This window comes from Acidimicrobiia bacterium, from assembly GCA_041394025.1.
Lineage (GTDB): Bacteria > Actinomycetota > Acidimicrobiia > IMCC26256 > JAOSJL01 > JAOSJL01.
The window spans coordinates 100,125-116,906 of the sequence record JAWKJA010000004.1 but is presented as its reverse complement, the minus strand read 5'-3'; the positions used below and the strand labels follow the sequence as shown (position 1 = coordinate 116,906).

Genomic DNA, 16,782 nt, shown 5'->3' with positions numbered 1-16,782 from the left:
CCGTCGGATCAGGCTTCGGAGGCGACCGGACGAGCCCGCTTTCGGGCGGACATCACCGCCGTGACGACGATGCCGACGGAGATCAGCCACACGGGCGGCAGCCAGAACCAGGCCACCGACGGGGCAAGCGCGCCGACGATGAGCAGCGTTGTCGAAACGCGGGGTCGGCTGTCGCGGACGACGAGACCCACGACCAAGGCCGCTCCGAGGGCGCACGCACCGAAGAACCACAGCAGGTCGAGCGCGCCGGCGTCTCCGATCTGCCCCGCGCTTCCCAGAAGCGGCAGAAGCGTCGCAGCAATGGAGGCGCCGACAGCGGCGAGAACGATCACGGCGCGGTCGGCAAAGGTGGGAACCCGGGGGGACATGGCGGTACCTCCTGTCGCAGCTGCTCGCTGCGACCTCAGGGCCTCCCGCCGCCAGGACAGGTCGGCGGGGATGCCCGACAGCACCCGCCCGACTATCGACACGTTCGTGTGAAGAGATCCCTCGTTGTTCTCGGATGCGTCGCGCACCTGCTCCCACACGTCGGAAGCGATCTCCGCTCGCCGATCCTCTCTGACCTCGGGAGAAAGGCGGCGCGTGTAGCAGCGCGTCCACACCGAGCACAGCCGCGGGCCGACTCCCGACGACGCGGGAACGGACGGTGTCGACGCCATCTCGGCACTCATGCCGGTGCCACTCCGGGCGTGACGCGCCCCGTTCCGACGTTCTCTTCCGCCGTGGCGCGGGCGAGCGCGGCCTCGCCCTCGGCCGTGACCCGGTAGAGGCGCCGACGCGGTCGGCCCTCGGCGAGAGCGGCCTCGGGGTCCTCCCACCGGTCCTCGAGAAGACCGCCCGAGTCGAGCCGGCCCAGCGCCTTGTAGAGGGTCCCGTGGGCCGTCAGCCGTTTGGAGGCGCCGGCCTCCTGCATCTGCTTGGCCAGGGCGAAGCCGTGGATCCAACCGTCACCCGAGCGCCGCTCCTCGACGGCCAAGCGCAGGATGTCGATCTCGAGGGGGAGCAGTGTTCCCGGTCGCCGTCGTGCCATGAACCCCTTTATAGGAAGATATGATCCGTTAGTCAAGCGGTCGTCGAAACTCAGCCTCTGAGCTGCGCATTCGCGTCGCTGCACCCCGTCGGCACCCGGGAGAGCTCCGCTGGCCTAGGGTGCCGCTCAGTCCGAGAGGGGGCGTGCGATGTCGTGGGAGATGGTCGACGAGGGTTGGGGGCGACGGGCCGTCGAGTTCGCCACGCTGACCGAACCGTCCAACTGCCGGGAGTACGTCCGGGTCCACCAGAGGCTCTGCGTCGGTGACGGTGACCGCCTTCTCGACATGGCCTGCGGGTCCGGGCTCGCTCTCGAACTGGCGCACGCACGGGGCGCTCGGTGCTCGGGAATCGACGCCTCCGCTCGGCTCGTGTCCGTCGCCCGCGACCGCAACCCCGACAGCGACCTCCGTGTGGGCGACATGGAAGCCCTCCCGTGGGACGACGAGAGCTTCGACCTCGTCACGAGCTTCCGTGGGATCTGGAGCACCACCCCGGGGGCGCTCGACGAGGCCCATCGTGTGCTGGATTCGGGGGGACGTATCGCCATCACCGTGTGGGGCGACGTCGTGTCATCAACAGGGGGATGGATGATGGCTCCGTTCCTGTGGGCGACCGACGACAAGGTCCAACATCAAATCGACATGATCTCGCTCGGGGAGCCGGGGGTCGGCGAATCGGTCCTGGGTGATCACGGTTTCGTCGACGTCGAGCGCTTCGAGGTCCCGTTCGTCTTCGAGTACGCGGACCCGGAGACCTACGAGCGGGGCCTCGCGGCAACGGGTCCCGCCTATGAGGCGATCCAGAGCATCGGTGAGGCGGAGTTCATCGCCCGCGCCACGGCTCTGGCCACCGAGCACGCGCGCGTTGGCGTTCCGTTGCGCGGCGAGATCCAGCTGTTCGGCCTCATCGGTACCAAACGGGCGGCAGCACCGTGAACCCTCCCCAGTTGACGTTGATGCTCCGGACGTTCTCGCCGGAAGCGCCAGAGAGCTGGGATCCTGTGCTGGAACTCGCTCGCGCCGCGGACAGCGCGGGCATCGACCGTGTCGTGATCTCGGACCACGTCGTGTTCGGCGAGAACCTCGACGCCTACTCGCGACCGGAGACGGGCGGCGTGGCAGGCGGGAAGCAACCCACGGGCCCCGACGGTCACTGGCTCGAGCCCCTCACGACGCTGTCGGTGCTGTGCGGCATGACCTCCCGTGTCCGCCTCGGCACGAACATCCTCCAGGCCGCCCTCCGGCGACCCGTGGTGCTCGCCAAGGCCGCCGCGACGCTCGACGTGCTCTCGAACGGCCGCCTCGACCTGGGTGTCGGTGTCGGCTGGCAGCGCGAGGAGTACGAGGCGGCGGGTCTCGACTTCGGGTCCCGCGGGCGTCAGCTCGACCTCACGTTGGAGGTGTGTCAGATGCTCTGGCGAGAGGACCGCACGTCCGTCGATCTCCCCGGGCTGAGCTTCGACGGCATCCACATGATGCCGAAACCCGTGCAGGACGGCGGTGTGCCGATCTGGGTGAGCGGTCGTCTCAACGACCGGGTCGTGAAGCGCCTGGCACGATTCGGCTCGTCGTGGATCCCGTGGGGCGAGGACGCCCAGCACCTCGCATCGAGCATCCCGCGCATGCGTGATGCCGTCACGGAGCTCGGTGGTCACGGAGACGCCATCGGTGTCGCCGGGGCACTCCCGACCGTTCTCCGCCACGACCGCAGCATCGACCTCGACGCCACCATGGCCGGCGTGGGCGCGCTCGTCGACGCGGGCGTCACCGACTTCCGGGCCGGGCTCCCCGTGCCGGACGACCGCGACGACGCGGCCGAGTTCCTCCGTGCGGTGGCCGGCCGGTTCCGCGACGCCACGCGCTGAGTACGGTCCCTACAGTGCCCTCCCGTCACCCACGACCGAGCAGCATGTCGGTCATGGGTGTGGCAGCGGGAAAGGCACCTGTCACACCGGCGCTCACGTAGCCCGCGTCGGAGATCAGCGTGACCCCGGCGATCGCCGCTGCAGCGTCGCTGCACAGGAACACCAACGGGTAGGCCTGCTCCAGGGCCGATGAGGCCTCGATCCCCACCTCGGCCCGGTAGTCGGCGCCGAAGCCGAGCCACATCTCCTTGTTGGCCTGGGCGAGCGGTGTGTCGGTCGGGCCCGGGCAGATGGCGTTCAGCCGGATGCCCCGCTTCATGAAGCCGAATGCCTCGCGGGCGACGTAGGCGCACACGGCCTGTTTCGTCGACATGTAGTCGGCCTTGCCGTTGTCGTGGAACCAGCGCGTGGCCTCGTCGAAGCCGGTGGTGTCGAGCAGCTCGTCGAGCTCGCTCAGGTTCGCCTCCCACCCCAGGCCCGCCGCCGACGAGATGAACCCGATGGCGGAGCCGGCGGGGAGCATGTCGTCGGCGAGCAGTCGGTCGATCAGGTGGCGGTGGCCGACGAAGTTGATCCGCTCGATCCCCGCCGTGCCGTCGGCCACGCCGGCGCACGCGAAGAGGGCGTCCACCCTACCGCCGCACTCCCCGACTGCCGCGTCGATCGACGCGGCATCGGACAGATCGACGTGGAGAGCCGTGACCCCCGGGAGCGTGACCTCGGCGTGGTCCAGCGCAATGACCTCGGCACCGGCGTCGCGGGCGAGTTCCGCCGTGGCGGCACCCATGCCGCTCGCACCGCCCACGACGAGTGCCCGCTTGCCGTCGTAGCGGAACGCATCGAAGAGGCTCACGTCCGAGAACCTAATACAGTGGCGCCCGTGGACGTCCCGAAGATCATCAGCGTCGACGACCACGTCGTGGAGCCGGCGCACGTCTGGCAGACCTACCTCCCCGAGAAGTACCGGGAGCGTGGCCCGCGGGTGGAGCGGAAGCGCTGGGCGCCCTTTGTGCACCACCCAGGTGCGAAGTACACCAACACCGAGGACCCCGACGGTGAGTGGGGCGACGCATGGTTCTACGAGGACCGCCTCATCTACGTCCACAAGAAGTTCGTCGCCATCCCGCTCGAGGCGACACCCGACGGCGACGTCTCGACCTTCGACCGTACGAAGATGACCATGACCGCGGTCACCTACGACGGGATGCGTCCCGGCTGCTACGAGCGCGACGCTCGGATCGCCGACTTCGAGCTCAACGGGGTCGACGGATCTTTGCCGTTCCCCACGTTTCCCCGCTTCTGCGGCCAGACGTTCTACGAGGGCGACGACAAGGACCTCGGCCTGGCCTGCGTGCGTGCCTACAACGACTGGATGGTCGAGGAGTGGTGCGAGCCCTCCCACGGCATGAATCTGCCGCTGATCCTGATGCCGCTCTGGGACGTCGAGTTGGCCGCCGCCGAGGTCCGACGCAATGCCGAGCGCGGTGTGCGCGCCGTGTGCTTCTCGGAGCTGCCGACCCACCTCGACCTGCCGAGCATCCACACCGGCCACTGGGACCCGGTGTTCGAGGTCTGCAACGACTCGGGTGTCACGCTGTGCATGCACATCGGCTCGTCGTCGACCGACCCCAAGGCCTCACCCGACGCACCCGAGGGTGTCGGCGGCACACTCGCCTTCAACAACTCGATGGCCTCGCTCGCCGACTGGCTCTTCTCAGGCAAGCTCATCGAGTTCCCCGAGCTCAAGCTGGCGTACTCCGAGGGCCAGATCGGCTGGATCCCCTACGCCCTGGAGCGTGCCGACACCGTGTGGGACCAGCACGACTCGTGGCAGCACTCCAAGGAACGCATCCCCGAGCCCCCGTCCTCCTACTACTACGGGCGCGTCTTCGGGTGCTTCACCGCGGATCGCGTCGGCCTCTTCAACCTCGAGACGGCCGGAGTCGACAACATCTGCTTCGAGGTCGACTACCCCCACACCGACACGACCTGGCCGAACTCGAAGGAGTACGTCGAGAAGATGATCACCGACAGCGGCCTCGACGACGAGGCGGCCTACAAGGTGCTGCGCGGCAACGCCATCCGGATGCTCGACCTCGACCGCGTGTGAGCACCGCGGCCTGATCCTGCGGCCCTGTCCGGGCGCGCAACGCGGGCGCCGCGGAAGAGATCCCGTCGACGCCCGCGTGCGCGGGGGCTCGCTGTGTGTCAGGCGGCCAGAAAGGCGTCTCCGATGCTGGTCCCCTCGGCCGGGGCGTCATCGTCGGTCCCACCCGGTGCCTCGTCTCCGGGGAGGGGGTGCCGGCACCCGGGCCCTCGGGGACCGCGCTCGGGGAGCTCGATCCCGCAGGCCTCGGCCGCCGCACGGAACGCCTCGTGGCGCTCGCGCATCTCGGTCCGCTTCTGCTCGAACTCCTCACTGCCCGGCTCGGGGCGTTCCGAGGGGTCCGGGCGCTCGGGCCGGATCGGGTTCCCGTCCTCGTCGAGTTCGGGGAGCTGCGCCCCGTTCTCCTCGAGGCAGGCGCGCTCCTCGTCGCTCAGCGGCTGCCGGGAGGGACCGTCGTCGGGCTGCGTCGCGTCGGGGCTGTCGTCGCCGGAGCCCTCGTCGCTCTCCTGGGCGCTTCCCGCCGGAGCGAAGGTCAGCGCCAGGGCGAGTGCCGCCACCAGAACGAGGCCGATCCCGATCCCTACGCCCGCTCCTTTTCGGAATGCTGTGCTCATGTTCATCCTTTTCGTTGTGAACGTCTACGGCAACCGTGGACGGGTACCTCCCGTCCGACGTCACCCCAGCATCGACGACGAACCTGAGAGCGCCGTGAGATCCCTCTAAGAACTCGCGGGGAATCGGAGGAGGAAGCGGGCCCCACCACCGGGTGCGTCCTCCACCGCCACCGATCCGCCGTGCGACGCTGCCGCCTGGGCCACGATCGCCAGGCCCAGGCCCGACCCGGGCTTGTCGCGGGCCTCCGGCGAGCGCCAGAACCTCTCGAACACGTGCTCACGGTCGGGAGCCGGCACACCGGGGCCGTGGTCGCTCACCGCTACCTCCGCTGTGCCGTCGGCATGACGGACCACGACGTCCACGGCACCCCCGTCGGGGCTCCACTTGCCGGCGTTGTCGAGGAGGTTCGTGACCGCCCGTGTCACGGTGCCGGTGTCACCGACGACCGTGGCGGGCTCACCGACGAAGTGGTAGTCCACATCCGGCCAGTGGAAAGCTGCCTGGTCGACCGCCTCCTCCACGAGCTCGTCGAGCCTGATCGGCTCGGAGCGCTGCGTCGGCTCGGCCCCGCGCGCCAACTCGATGACGTTGCCCACCAGATCGGAGAGCTCTGCTATCTGGGTGTCGATGTCACTGCGCAGGCGCTGTGCGTCGTGCTCGTCGAGCTCACTCTCGTGGCTGAGGACGGCGACGTTCGTACGCAGGCTCGTGAGAGGTGTCCGCAACTCGTGCGACGCGTCCGCCACGAGGCGCCGCTGAGCGCCGACCGAGTCGCCGAGTGCGCTCAACATGGCGTTGAAGCTGGATGCCAGCCTCCCCAGCTCGTCGTTGGTGTCGACCTCGATGCGGCGACTGAGGTCGCGCGTCTCGGTGATCTCCGCCGCCACGGCGGTGAGGCGGTCGACGGGGCGCAGCCCCGTCTTCGCCACCGCGAAGCCGATCCCTGCCGCCACGACGACACCTCCGACGGAAACCAGGACGAGGACCCACCCCAGGTCCCCGAGGACGCTGTCGACCTCGTCGAGCGGGCGGGCGACCTGAAGGGCAGCACCCTCGGTCAGGGGCGTCGTGTACACGCGGAGCTTGTCGCCGTCGACCGACGTCGTCGAGAAGTATGCGCCCGTCCCACTGGCCGCGACGTCGACAGCACGCTCGTCGACGGGCAACTCGCCCACCTGGTCACTCGCCGGGAACACCTCGCCGTCGGATGTGACGACCTGTGTGAAGCCGCCCGCCCCTCCGAACCGCGGCAGCGGGACAACGAACTCGCCCGGCGGGAGGAATCCGGGACGCCGGGGGGCCCGCTGCTCGAGTCGCTCGACGGCGTCGTTGACATCGTCGGTTCGGGCCCGCAGTGAGTCGTCGACCTCGTCCACCAGGACGTTGCGCGTCGTGCCGTAGGCGACCGCCGCCACGACCATCACCGACACGGCCACAGCCACCGCCGCCGCGAGCGTGAGGCGCGTACGGAGGGTCATCGCTCCCGTAGGACGTATCCGACGCCGCGCACCGTCTGGATCACGCGTGGCTCGCCACCGGCCTCGGTCTTGCGCCGGAGGTACCCGACGTAGACCTCGAGGGAGTTGGATCGCGGCCCGAAGTCGTAGCCCCACACGGCCTCGAAGATCGTCGTTCGGGTCAGGACCTGGCGCGGGTGGCGCAGGAACAGCTCGAGCAGCGCGTACTCGGTCTTCGTCAGTTCCAGGAGCCGGTCACCCGAGTGCACCTCCATCGACAGGGGGTCCATGCGCACGTGCTCGAACCGGAGGACGGCGTCATCAGCAGCGTCGTCGTCGGCCCGGCGCAGCAACGCACGCACTCGTGCCAGCAGTTCGTCGAGTGCGTACGGCTTGACGAGGTAATCGTCGGCACCGGCGTCGAGGCCCTCGACTCGCTCGTTCACGGCGTCGCGCGCCGTCACCATCAGCACAGGTGTGGAGTCGCCGGCGGCGCGGAGTCGCCGGCACACCTCGAGTCCGTCGAGATCGGGAAGGTGGAGATCCAGGAGTATCAGGTCGGCCGGCACCGCGCCGTGCTCGTCGAGAGCACGGAACCCGCCGTCGGACGACATCACCTCGTAGTCCTCGAGCGCCAGGGCGCGCTCAAGTGACTCGCGGGCGGCCGGATCGTCCTCCACGACGAGCACCTTCACGGCCGCATTCTGCCAGTGCAGGCTGAACGAACGGTGAGAATGGAGGCTTCGGCTCAGCGCGCCAGGTCCATGAGCTCCGTCAGCTCGCTACGCGTCCGGTCGAGCTGGAGAAGCGCTGCCTCGTGGCGCTGCGCGTTGTGGATGGCCGTGGCGGCCGATGTCGCCACGTCGGCGAGCAGTTCCCGGTCCTGCGGCGCAAAGGGCTCGCCGTCGGTCGGCGCCACAGCCACACAGCCGAGGAAGTTCCCCCGGTGGACGAGCTGGACGAAGACCGCCTCGCCGACCATCGCCGACTCCTCGAAGCCCACACGCCATCCTGTGCCGTCGACATCCTCCGACGGGGTCGACGCTGTCGGTACCGACGCTACGACGACTTCTCCGGAGTCGATGTCACGGGCCACGACGGGCTCCCCGAGCTTCACACGCGTCGGCCAGGCGATCAGGTGCGACCGGACCGAGGCCGAGCGCAGTTCGCGGTCGGGCGACCGGAGCATGAGGACGCCGTCGTGGGCGTCGACGGCGTCGAGCATCCGCTCGAGCGCCAGGTCCACGACCTCACCCAGGTCGAGAACCGACGTGAGCTCCCGTTCCGTCTCGGTGAGCACAGTGCTGTGCAGGAGGCTCTCGGCGAGCGCCACGTTCATGGCGTGCTCCTCGGCACGGAGTTGCTCGACTCGCTTGAGGTGCCGTTCCTTGTCGAGCACGTAGGCGCACATCACCGCCGACAGCAGGATCAACAGGATCCGCAGCACCGTCACGTCACTGAGGACGTCGTTGCCGACATCGGAGACGTCGACCACGAGCAGCGTCGTCAGACCCACCACGAGCGCCGCCGCCACGAGGACGATCTGGGCCCTGCGTCGCCGCAGTGCCGCATCGGTGTAGTCACCGTCGCCGTGAAGGCCGGCGACGCGACCCTCCTCGCGGATACGCGTCCGCAGCTCCTGGATCTCCGTGCCCATGTGCTCCCTCCCGCTCGCGCTATCGACAGGAGCACGCGGAGAACTTGAGCGCCACCGGACGCCGGCACCCCCGAGGGCGAATTGTCCGCTCAGGAGGCGGCAGCGGTCCCCTCGAAGACGGCGATCCGTACTCCCCGGTCGGCGAGGTCGGTCAGGAACGCGGTCGGGGTGACGAGTTCGGCCAGGCCGTGAACGCCGGGGCGGCGGATCGACGCGCCGTCACCGGCGAGGCGCGCCGCCGTCAGCGCGAGAACGACACCTGCTGCGACAGCGGTCCGCTCGATGACGCCGTAGACCGTGGTGCGCAGGGCCTGACCGCGGCGTCCCCACACCTCGACGCGGGCGGAGCCCCACTCGGCCTCCGCGGCGGCGCGGCGGCGTTCGAGACGTGACGTCAGCCGTGCGGGAGGCTCGGCGATCCGGTAGGAGACCCTCGATGCCTCGGGGAACGCCCGGGCGAGGAGCACTGCTCCCCCGTCGACGCCGCGGCACTCCGCCACGCCGACCGGCTCGGGGAACCAGACCGCTTCGTCACGGGCGCCCCGCGAGAGTTCGGCCCAGTCCTGGTCCTTCCATTCCCGGGGTGTTCCGCGCCGCGCCCTGTGCGCCGCCTTCGTGCACGTCGGGCCCGCGACACCCGACCGGGCGATACGGATCTCGTCGACGGCATCGAACTCGTCTGCCGCGTGACGCACCATCACGTCGGCGAGGCCGGGGGCCAGCCCACACCCGATGGCGACCGTGACACCGGCGGCGGCGGCCGTACCGTCGAGCTGGAGGAGCTGCAGGAGCGCGTCGGCGTCGTCGGTGACGGTCGCCGCAGGAGTCCCCGTGGCGATGGCGGCCTCGACGAAGGAGAGCTCGCGGGTGTCACCCGAGGCCAGGGCGACAGCGTCGACGTCGTCGGCCAGCGCCGCCTCCGGGTCGGCGTCGAGGGCGACGCACCCGTCGATCGCCGACGCCAACGAGCGGGAGCGGTCGTGATCCGCGTCGACGACGAGGACCTCCGACACATGGCGGGTCTCGACGAGTTGTCGGGCGGCACGCGTGCCGGCGGCGCCGGCGCCGACGAGGAGAACCCGGCTCACCGGAAGTCGGGAGCCTCGAGCTCCCGCCACCCTCCACTGGTCGGTGGTACACCGCCACGCCCGCGCAGGCGGACGAAACCGGCCGCCAAGACGGCGACGACGACGACGATCAGGCCTCGACGGAAAGCTTTCATGGCACCCGGGAGTCTACGGTGGTCCCGACGGGACGGCCGCCCCGGTCGGTCCGGTGGGGCTAGGAGGAATCGAACCTCCGACCTCACCCTTATCAGGGGTGCGCTCTAACCGTCTGAGCTATAGCCCCGCAGAAGCGGGAAATCGTACCAGTCGCACGTGCCCGGGCCCGCCGTCGGCGCTCGCCGGGGCCCGTGGACCGCCGGGTCGAAGCGATGGTCCCGACGGCTCAACGCCGGTCCCGGCTCTCCTCGCGCACGGTGACCTCGAGCCCGCCGATCAACTCGGCGAAGAGGTTGTAGAGACCGACGGCGACGAGCGTGAGGATCTCGGCGATGGCGACGAGAGCGAGGCCGACGAGAACGCCGCCGCGGATGATCTGTCCCGACAGGAACCGGAAGTCCTCGAAGCCGGCGTCCTGCATGAACTCCTCGATGTTCCCGATGGCACCGGCCGCCGAGGCGATCGACCACAGGACGACGCCCGCGACGAGCATCACGATCAGGGCGCTCAGGTAGAAGCACGTCGTGACCTTCGCCGCCGACCACATGTCGATGTGGGTGATGCGCTGGCGGTAGCGGCGGTCGCCCTGCACGCGGGCGGGCGCCGCCCTCTGCCGCGTGGGCTTCTGCTTGCGCTTCTGCGGCTGGGCCCGCCGTTTCGTGGCGGAGGGCTGCCCGCCTGTGGCCTGGGCGATGCCGCCGGTGGCCGCCGCCCGGGTGCCCGACGTGGAACGTTGAGCCTGCTCGGCCGTGCGCCCCCGGGCCCTCTGAGCAGGTTGGGCGCCCGACGTCTGGGCCCGGCGGGAGGAGCCGGGCGTCTGAGCGGGCTGATCGCCACTCTGGCGCTGTGGTTGCTGCGCGGTGCCTGACGTCCGCTGCTGTGGCTGCTGCGCCCGCCGTGTGCTGGGCGCTGTCGGCCCGGGCTCCTGGCGCTGCTGTGGCGAACGGCGTTGATCCTGCGGCTGCGCCGACGGGGGCGGGGCGGGGGCGGCCTCCCTCTCGGGCTGTGCCGGGCGGCGTGGCCGGTCAGGACTCATCGGATTCCTCCAGTACCGGTGCCACCGCCACCACCACGTCGTCCGGACCGAGCTTGGTGACGCGAACGCCGGTGGCGGACCTGCCCTGGGAGGAGATCTCCTTGGCGCCCATCCTCACGATGTTCCCCGCCGAGGAGAACACGAGGATCTCGTCGTCGAGGTGGACGGTGAAGGCGGCGACCACCCCGCCCCGGTTGTCGGCCTTCATGCCGATCATGCCCTGGCCACCACGCCCCTTGCGGTTGAACTGGTCGAGCCTGGTGCGCTTGCCGTGGCCGCTGGCCGTGACGAACAGCATCGCGACGTCCTCGCTCGCGACGGCGCACGAGACGACCTCGTCGTCGTCCTTGAGCTTCATGCCGCGTACACCGGCCGCCGACCGGCCCATGGAGCGTACTTCGCTCTCGGCGAAACGGATCGTCTTGCCTCCGCGTGCGACGAGAAAGATGTCGCGCTCCCCGTCGGTCTGCACGACCCGCACCAGCTCGTCGTCGTCCTTCAACTTGATGGCGATGAGCCCGGCGCGCAGCGAGGAGTCGTACTCGCTCATCTTGGTCTTCTTCACCTGGCCGTTCTTCGTAGCGAAGAAGAGGTAGGCGCCGTCCTCGTAGGTGCGGGTGTCGATCACCGCCTGGATGTGCTCCTCGGGCTCGAGGGGCAGGAGGTTCACGAGCGCGGTGCCGCGCGCCGTGCGCTCCTTGCGCGGGATCTGGTGGGCCCGCAGCCGGTAGACCTTCCCGCGGTTCGAGAAGAACAGGAGGTAGGAGTGCGCCGTGGTCGTGAGTAGGTGCGAGACGTAGTCCTCGTCCTTGAGCTTGGCGCCGGCCACTCCGCGGCCGCCACGGCCCTGCTTGCGGAACGCGTCGGCCGAGACCGTCTTGATGTAACCCTTGGCCGACAGGACGGCCACGACCTCCTCGTCCTCGATGAGGTCGAGGACGTCGAGATCGCCATCGTCGAACGTGACACGCGTGCGGCGCTCGTCGCCGTACTCCTCACGCACGTCGGCCAGCTCGTCCTTGATGATCTGGCGGAGCAACTTGTCGCTCTTCAGGATCGCCTGGAGCTCCTTGATCGTCGCCGCCAGCTCCTCGAACTCGTCCTTGAGCTTCTGGTGCTCGAGCCCGGTGAGGCGACGCAGCGGCATGTCGAGGATGTGGTTCGCCTGGATCTCGCTGAACTCGAACGGCTTGGCGATGAGCCCGGCGCGGGCCGTGTCGACGTCTTCGCTGCCGCGGATGAGCGCGATGACCTCGTCGAGCATGTCGAGGGCCTTGAGGAGCCCCTCGACGATGTGTGAGCGTTCCTTTGCGCGAGCGAGGCGGAACTCGCTGCGGCGCCTCACGACGTCGCGCTGGTGCTCGACGTAGTGACCGAGCACCTCGGCGAGGTTGAGGACGCGTGGGGCCCCGTCGACGAGCGCCAGCATGATCACACCGAAGCTCGTCTGCATCGGCGTCTGCTTGTAGAGCTGGTTGAGCACGACCTGGGCGTTCGCGTCGCGTTTGAGCTCGATGACCAGGCGGTATTCACCTCGCGACGTCTCGTTGCGTACGTCGCGGATACCTTCGATCTTGCGGTCCTGGACGAGCTCGGCGGTCTTGGCGCCGATCACCTCGACGGAGGTCTGGTAGGGAACCTCGGTGACGACGATGCGCTGCTCACCCTTGCGGCCCTCCTCGATCTCGGCGACGGCCCGCATCTTCACCGAGCCGCGCCCGGTGCGGTAGGCGTCGCGCAGGCCTTCCTGTCCGAGGATGTAGGCACCGGTCGGGAAGTCGGGACCCTTGACGAACTCCATGAGGTCGTCGGGTGTGGCGTCGGGGTTGTCGATGAGGTGGTGGGTGGCGTCGACGACCTCCGCGAGGTTGTGCGGCGGGATGTTGGTGGCCATCCCGACGGCGATGCCGCCCCCGCCGTTGACGAGGAGGTTCGGGAACCGCGACGGGAGGACCGTCGGTTCCTGGGTCTTGCCGTCGTAGGTGTCGGTGAAGTCGACGGTCTCCTCGTCGATCCCCTCCAGCATCGACATCGCTATTCGTTCGAGCCGACACTCTGTGTAGCGCATCGCGCCGGGTCGGTCGTTGGGGTCGGGGGAGCCGAAGTTGCCGTGTCCGTCGACGAGGGGGTGTCGCAGAGAGAAGTCCTGGGCCATCCGTGCCAACGCGTCGTAGATGGCGCTGTCGCCGTGGGGGTGGAAGTTCCCCATCACGTGACCGACGACCTGCGCCGACTTGGAGTGCTGCCGGTCGGGCCGTAGACCGCGGTCGTACATGCCGTAGAGGATCCGGCGGTGCACGGGCTTCATGCCGTCGCGGGCGTCGGGCAGAGCGCGCGACACGATGACCGACATCGCGTAGTCGAGGAAGGAGCGCTCGACCTCCTCGTTGATCTCGATGGGCTCGGGGCTCGAGCCGAGCGTCTGCTGTTCGTCGGGCATCGGCGCTCGGTCCTAGACGTCGAGGAACCGCACGTCGGCGGCGTTCTGCTGGATGAAGTCGCGCCGTGAGTCGACGTCGTCACCCATGAGGCGGGAGAACATGTCGTCAGCGAGTGCGTCGACCTCCTCGATGCTCACGCGCAGCAGCGATCGCGTGGCCGGGTCCATGGTGGTCTCCCACAACTCCTCGTAGTCCATCTCGCCGAGGCCCTTGAAGCGGCTGATCTCGAGCTTGCGGCCCTCGTGCTCGGCGCGGAAGGCCTCGAGGGCGTCGTCGTCCTGGAGATAGGTCTTGTCCTTGCCGAGCACCACCGAGTAGAGCGGCGGTTGCGCCACGTACACGTAGCCACGCTCGAGCATCGGGTGCATCTGGCGGTAGAGGAACGTGAGCAGCAGCGTGCGGATGTGGGCGCCGTCGACGTCCGCGTCCGTGTTCTTCGCGACAAGGCCACCGCCGAAACCGGCGACGAAGTTCTCGTCGTCGGCCACCGAGAGGTCGTAGACATCACCGTCGTACGGACCGACGATGTTCGACCGGACCGGCAACGCCATGAGATCGTCGGAGAGCTCGATCCACAACGGCCTCTTGCGATGGTCCGTGGATGTCGCGTGAGTGTGGAGCGCTGGAGCGTTCGGCGCGCGGCGCCAGACCGGCATCAAGGTGAGCAGTTGATCCTTGCCGGCGATGGTGATCTGGTGTGACGGCCGATCAGAGAGTGGGTTTCCCTCTGCGCCAACGACGGAGTGCGACGCGACGACTCCGAGCTGGCCGAGGAGATAGAGAAGTCCGTTGGCCAGGTCGGCAGACACCGTCGACCAGACGAGCCGGTCACGGAGCTTTCCCTTCGTCCCGTCGCCGAGGTGATAGCCCTCCAGGTACGCGAGCCGGCACTCGTCGTCGACGTTGAGCAACAGATCGGGAACGCGCTTCTCGTGCGCCCTGCCACCGAGACCCAGCGCGACCAGGAGTCGCGCGGCGATCGTCGACCCGACATAGAGCTTGCGCGATTTAGCGAACCGCCGGTCCTGGTGAACACGAGGCGTTTCGCCGAAGGACTGCTCGACTGCGGCGATGATCGACGGCAGGTAAGGCTCGTCGTCCTCACCCAACGACAACGAAACCTGCGAACCACTCGACAGACTGCCCTCGGCGGCGAACCAGCCGAGGAAGTAGCAGAGCGCGGGCGTGACCGGGAGCATGCGGGGGAAACCGCGATCCGAGTGCGCTTGCGGTACGAGCTCGACGTGCCGATCGAGGAGGAACAAGTCGTCGAGGCCCAGGTCGTCCGCCCGCGTGGGTCGTCGAACAGCCTCCCCGTCGATTCGAAGGCCGTTCGTGAGGCCGTTCACCACGAACTGCTCGAGCAGGTCGATCTCGGTTCGGACGTGTGACGGGCGGGGCAGGCGTCGGGGAGCGACGACGAGGTCGCCCGCGACGATGTCGTCGGCAGGTCGGGTGGTTATCCGCCCGCCGTCCCACACGTAGACCGAGTGGCCGGGTGTGACCGTCAGACCTCGCCCGTACGCCGTCGTGATCCGGTGGAGATCCCCCGTGTGCCGGTGGCGGATGACCTTCTTCAGTGGCGAGATCCGCGTGGCCCGGTCGAGGCGATCGACACTGACCGTCGACGAGTCGGGGATGTCCAACCCTTCGTCGAGCCAACGGTCAACGGCGGCGCCGACCGGAACGAGCTCGAGAGCCCCTTCGGCGTCGGTCACCAGGACAGGTTCGTCCCCCGCGACCGACAGCAGAATCACCTTGTGGTAGCGGGCCTTGTCGATGTCGAAGTCGTCGCCGACGCCGGCGCCCACAGCGGTGATCAGCGCCTGGATCTCCTCGTTCTTGAGCATCCGGTCGATCCGCGCGCGTTCGACGTTGAGGATCTTGCCGCGGATCGGCAGGATTGCCTGGGTGTCACGGTCGCGGGCCTGCTTGGCGGGGCCGCCGGCGCTGTCGCCCTCGACGATGAAGATCTCGGCGCGTTCGGGGTCGCGTGTGACGCAGTCGGCGAGCTTGCCGGGCATCGCCGCCGAGTCGAGCAGTGACTTGCGTCGCGTGAGGTCGCGTGCTTCCCGCGCGGCCCGCCGGGCGTTGGCCGCCTGGGAGCCCTTGGCGATGATCTTGCGGCCCTCCGCCGGGTTCTCCTCGAGCCACTCGCTGAACTTCTCGTTCATGGTCTTCTCGACGAGCGAGCGCATCTCGGTGTTGCCGAGCTTCGTCTTGGTCTGCCCCTCGAACTGGGGCTCGCGCAGCTTGACCGACACGATGGCGGTCATCCCCTCACGGATGTCCTCCCCGATGAGCTTGGCGTCCTTCTCCTTGAGGAGGTTGCGGGCCCGCCCGTACTTGTTGACGACGTTGGTGAGCGCCTTCTTGAAGCCCTCCTCGTGCATCCCGCCCTCGGTGGTGGCGATGTTGTTGGCGAAGGAGTGCAGGCCCTCGTGGTAGCCGGTGTTCCACTGGATCGCGACGTCGACCTCGGCGTCGTCGGTGGACTCGGTGACCGACACGACACGCTTGAAGAGGGGGTCCTTCGAGGAGTTGAGGTGCTTCACGAAGTCGATGATCCCGCCCGAGTAGCGGAACTCCTGCTTGGTGGCCGGGTCGGTGCGCTCGTCGGTGAAGCGGATCTCGAGGCCCTTGTTGAGGAAGGCCATCTCGCGGAGTCGCTCGACGAGGGTCTGCGCCCGGAACTCGGTGTCGTCGAACACGTCGGGGTCGGGCCAGAACGTGATGGTCGTGCCCGTCTTCTTGGAGGCGCTTCCCTTCGCGAGCTTGCCCTGGGGTCGACCTCCCTTGGCGAAGCTCATCTCCCAGTTGAATCCGTCGCGCTGCACACGCAGGTCGAGCTTCTCCGACAGGGCGTTGACGACCGACACGCCGACGCCGTGTAGCCCACCCGAGATCTTGTAGCCGTCGCCGCCGAACTTTCCTCCCGCGTGCAGGGTGGTGAGCACGACCTCCGCCGCCGACTTGGTGCGGTGGTCGGGGTGCTTGTCGACAGGGATCCCGCGTCCGTTGTCGACGACACGACAGCCCCCGTCGGCCAGGATCGTGACGTCGATCCGGGTGGCGTGGCCGGCCATGGCCTCGTCGACGGAGTTGTCGACCACCTCGTAGACGAGATGGTGAAGACCCGACGGCCCGGTGGACCCGATGTACATGCCGGGGCGCTCGCGGACGGGTTCGAGACCCTTGAGAACGGTGATGTCCTTGGCGGCGTAGGCCACGCGCGCGGTTCCTTGCTACTGGTCGGACGAGAAGCGGACGTGGTGGGGGAGGGGGCGGCCGTCGGTGCCCCGCTCCGAGGACCCGACGGAGTCCTGCCCCGGCCTCGCGGAACACGCGAA

Annotated in this window: 15 protein-coding genes and 1 tRNA gene; 3 read left to right on the top strand and 13 right to left on the bottom strand. The window is 68.8% G+C overall.

The features are described from left to right. Window positions 1-8: 8 nt before the first annotated feature. Window positions 9-671 (bottom strand): hypothetical protein, encoded by a 663-nt coding sequence (locus tag R3A49_12090; protein ID MEZ5171470.1) that lies wholly within the window; start codon window positions 669-671, stop codon window positions 9-11. Continuing rightward, window positions 668-1,030, bottom strand: a complete 363-nt coding sequence (locus R3A49_12085) for a helix-turn-helix transcriptional regulator (protein ID MEZ5171469.1) — start codon at window positions 1,028-1,030, stop codon at window positions 668-670. The genes R3A49_12090 and R3A49_12085 overlap by 4 nt, the downstream gene beginning before the upstream one ends. 148 nt (window positions 1,031-1,178) lie before the next feature. Between R3A49_12085 and R3A49_12080 the strand changes: the two genes are divergently transcribed. Continuing rightward, window positions 1,179-1,967 (top strand): class I SAM-dependent methyltransferase, encoded by a 789-nt coding sequence (locus R3A49_12080; protein ID MEZ5171468.1) that lies wholly within the window; start codon window positions 1,179-1,181, stop codon window positions 1,965-1,967. After that, window positions 1,964-2,896 (top strand): TIGR03619 family F420-dependent LLM class oxidoreductase, encoded by a 933-nt coding sequence (locus tag R3A49_12075; protein ID MEZ5171467.1) that lies wholly within the window; start codon window positions 1,964-1,966, stop codon window positions 2,894-2,896. Before R3A49_12080 ends, R3A49_12075 begins: the two co-directional genes overlap by 4 nt. A 25-nt stretch (window positions 2,897-2,921) precedes the next feature. Here R3A49_12075 and R3A49_12070 read toward each other — a convergent pair whose 3' ends face one another. Next, window positions 2,922-3,749, bottom strand: coding sequence for an SDR family oxidoreductase (locus R3A49_12070; GenBank protein MEZ5171466.1), 828 nt, complete (start codon window positions 3,747-3,749; stop codon window positions 2,922-2,924). A 27-nt stretch (window positions 3,750-3,776) separates the two neighbouring features. Between R3A49_12070 and R3A49_12065 the strand changes: the two genes are divergently transcribed. Continuing rightward, window positions 3,777-5,006 (top strand): amidohydrolase family protein, encoded by a 1,230-nt coding sequence (locus tag R3A49_12065; GenBank protein ID MEZ5171465.1) that lies wholly within the window; start codon window positions 3,777-3,779, stop codon window positions 5,004-5,006. A gap of 98 nt (window positions 5,007-5,104) precedes the next feature. Here R3A49_12065 and R3A49_12060 read toward each other — a convergent pair whose 3' ends face one another. From R3A49_12060 to R3A49_12015, 10 genes are all read right to left on the bottom strand, one after another. After that, window positions 5,105-5,617: a hypothetical protein gene (locus R3A49_12060; protein MEZ5171464.1), complete on the bottom strand. Its 513-nt coding sequence runs from the start codon at window positions 5,615-5,617 to the stop codon at window positions 5,105-5,107. 105 nt (window positions 5,618-5,722) lie between these two features. Next, a complete protein-coding gene (locus R3A49_12055) occupies window positions 5,723-7,096 on the bottom strand; it encodes a HAMP domain-containing sensor histidine kinase (protein ID MEZ5171463.1) in 1,374 nt (457 codons plus the stop codon). Further along, on the bottom strand, window positions 7,093-7,770 hold the full coding sequence (locus R3A49_12050) for a response regulator transcription factor (GenBank protein ID MEZ5171462.1): 678 nt from the start codon (window positions 7,768-7,770) through the stop codon (window positions 7,093-7,095). The genes R3A49_12055 and R3A49_12050 overlap by 4 nt, the downstream gene beginning before the upstream one ends. Window positions 7,771-7,823: 53 nt before the next feature. Further along, window positions 7,824-8,732, bottom strand: a complete 909-nt coding sequence (locus tag R3A49_12045) for a GAF domain-containing protein (protein ID MEZ5171461.1) — start codon at window positions 8,730-8,732, stop codon at window positions 7,824-7,826. An 89-nt stretch (window positions 8,733-8,821) separates the two neighbouring features. Further along, the gene (locus R3A49_12040) at window positions 8,822-9,820 is read right to left on the bottom strand and encodes a hypothetical protein (protein ID MEZ5171460.1); all 999 of its coding nucleotides are present in this window, start codon (window positions 9,818-9,820) and stop codon (window positions 8,822-8,824) included. Next, window positions 9,817-9,954 carry a hypothetical protein gene (locus R3A49_12035; GenBank protein ID MEZ5171459.1) on the bottom strand — a complete coding sequence of 46 codons (138 nt, stop codon included), beginning with the start codon at window positions 9,952-9,954 and terminating at the stop codon, window positions 9,817-9,819. Before R3A49_12035 ends, R3A49_12040 begins: the two co-directional genes overlap by 4 nt. 54 nt (window positions 9,955-10,008) lie before the next feature. After that, window positions 10,009-10,082, bottom strand: a tRNA-Ile gene (locus R3A49_12030). Window positions 10,083-10,181: 99 nt separating this feature from the next. Continuing rightward, entirely contained in the window at window positions 10,182-10,991 is an 810-nt protein-coding gene (locus R3A49_12025; GenBank protein MEZ5171458.1) for a DUF3566 domain-containing protein, read from the bottom strand. Next, window positions 10,981-13,431 (bottom strand): DNA gyrase subunit A, encoded by a 2,451-nt coding sequence (gyrA, locus tag R3A49_12020; protein ID MEZ5171457.1) that lies wholly within the window; start codon window positions 13,429-13,431, stop codon window positions 10,981-10,983. Before gyrA ends, R3A49_12025 begins: the two co-directional genes overlap by 11 nt. A gap of 12 nt (window positions 13,432-13,443) precedes the next feature. Then, complete coding sequence (locus R3A49_12015; GenBank protein MEZ5171456.1) at window positions 13,444-16,662, bottom strand: DNA gyrase subunit B; 3,219 nt, start codon at window positions 16,660-16,662, stop codon at window positions 13,444-13,446. Window positions 16,663-16,782: the final 120 nt, after the last annotated feature.

Bases quoted from the DNA above. Each gene is read 5' to 3' on its own strand.
- R3A49_12090 (MEZ5171470.1), bottom strand. From the start codon at position 671: ATGAGTGCCGAGATGGCGTCGACACCGTCCGTTCCCGCGTCGTCGGGA.
- R3A49_12085 (MEZ5171469.1), bottom strand. From the start codon at position 1,030: ATGGCACGACGGCGACCGGGAACACTGCTCCCCCTCGAGATCGACATC.
- R3A49_12080 (MEZ5171468.1), top strand. From the start codon at position 1,179: ATGTCGTGGGAGATGGTCGACGAGGGTTGGGGGCGACGGGCCGTCGAG.
- R3A49_12060 (MEZ5171464.1), bottom strand. From the start codon at position 5,617: ATGAGCACAGCATTCCGAAAAGGAGCGGGCGTAGGGATCGGGATCGGC.
- R3A49_12055 (MEZ5171463.1), bottom strand. From the start codon at position 7,096: ATGACCCTCCGTACGCGCCTCACGCTCGCGGCGGCGGTGGCTGTGGCC.
- R3A49_12045 (MEZ5171461.1), bottom strand. From the start codon at position 8,732: ATGGGCACGGAGATCCAGGAGCTGCGGACGCGTATCCGCGAGGAGGGT.
- R3A49_12035 (MEZ5171459.1), bottom strand. From the start codon at position 9,954: ATGAAAGCTTTCCGTCGAGGCCTGATCGTCGTCGTCGTCGCCGTCTTG.
- R3A49_12025 (MEZ5171458.1), bottom strand. From the start codon at position 10,991: ATGAGTCCTGACCGGCCACGCCGCCCGGCACAGCCCGAGAGGGAGGCC.
- gyrA (MEZ5171457.1), bottom strand. From the start codon at position 13,431: ATGCCCGACGAACAGCAGACGCTCGGCTCGAGCCCCGAGCCCATCGAG.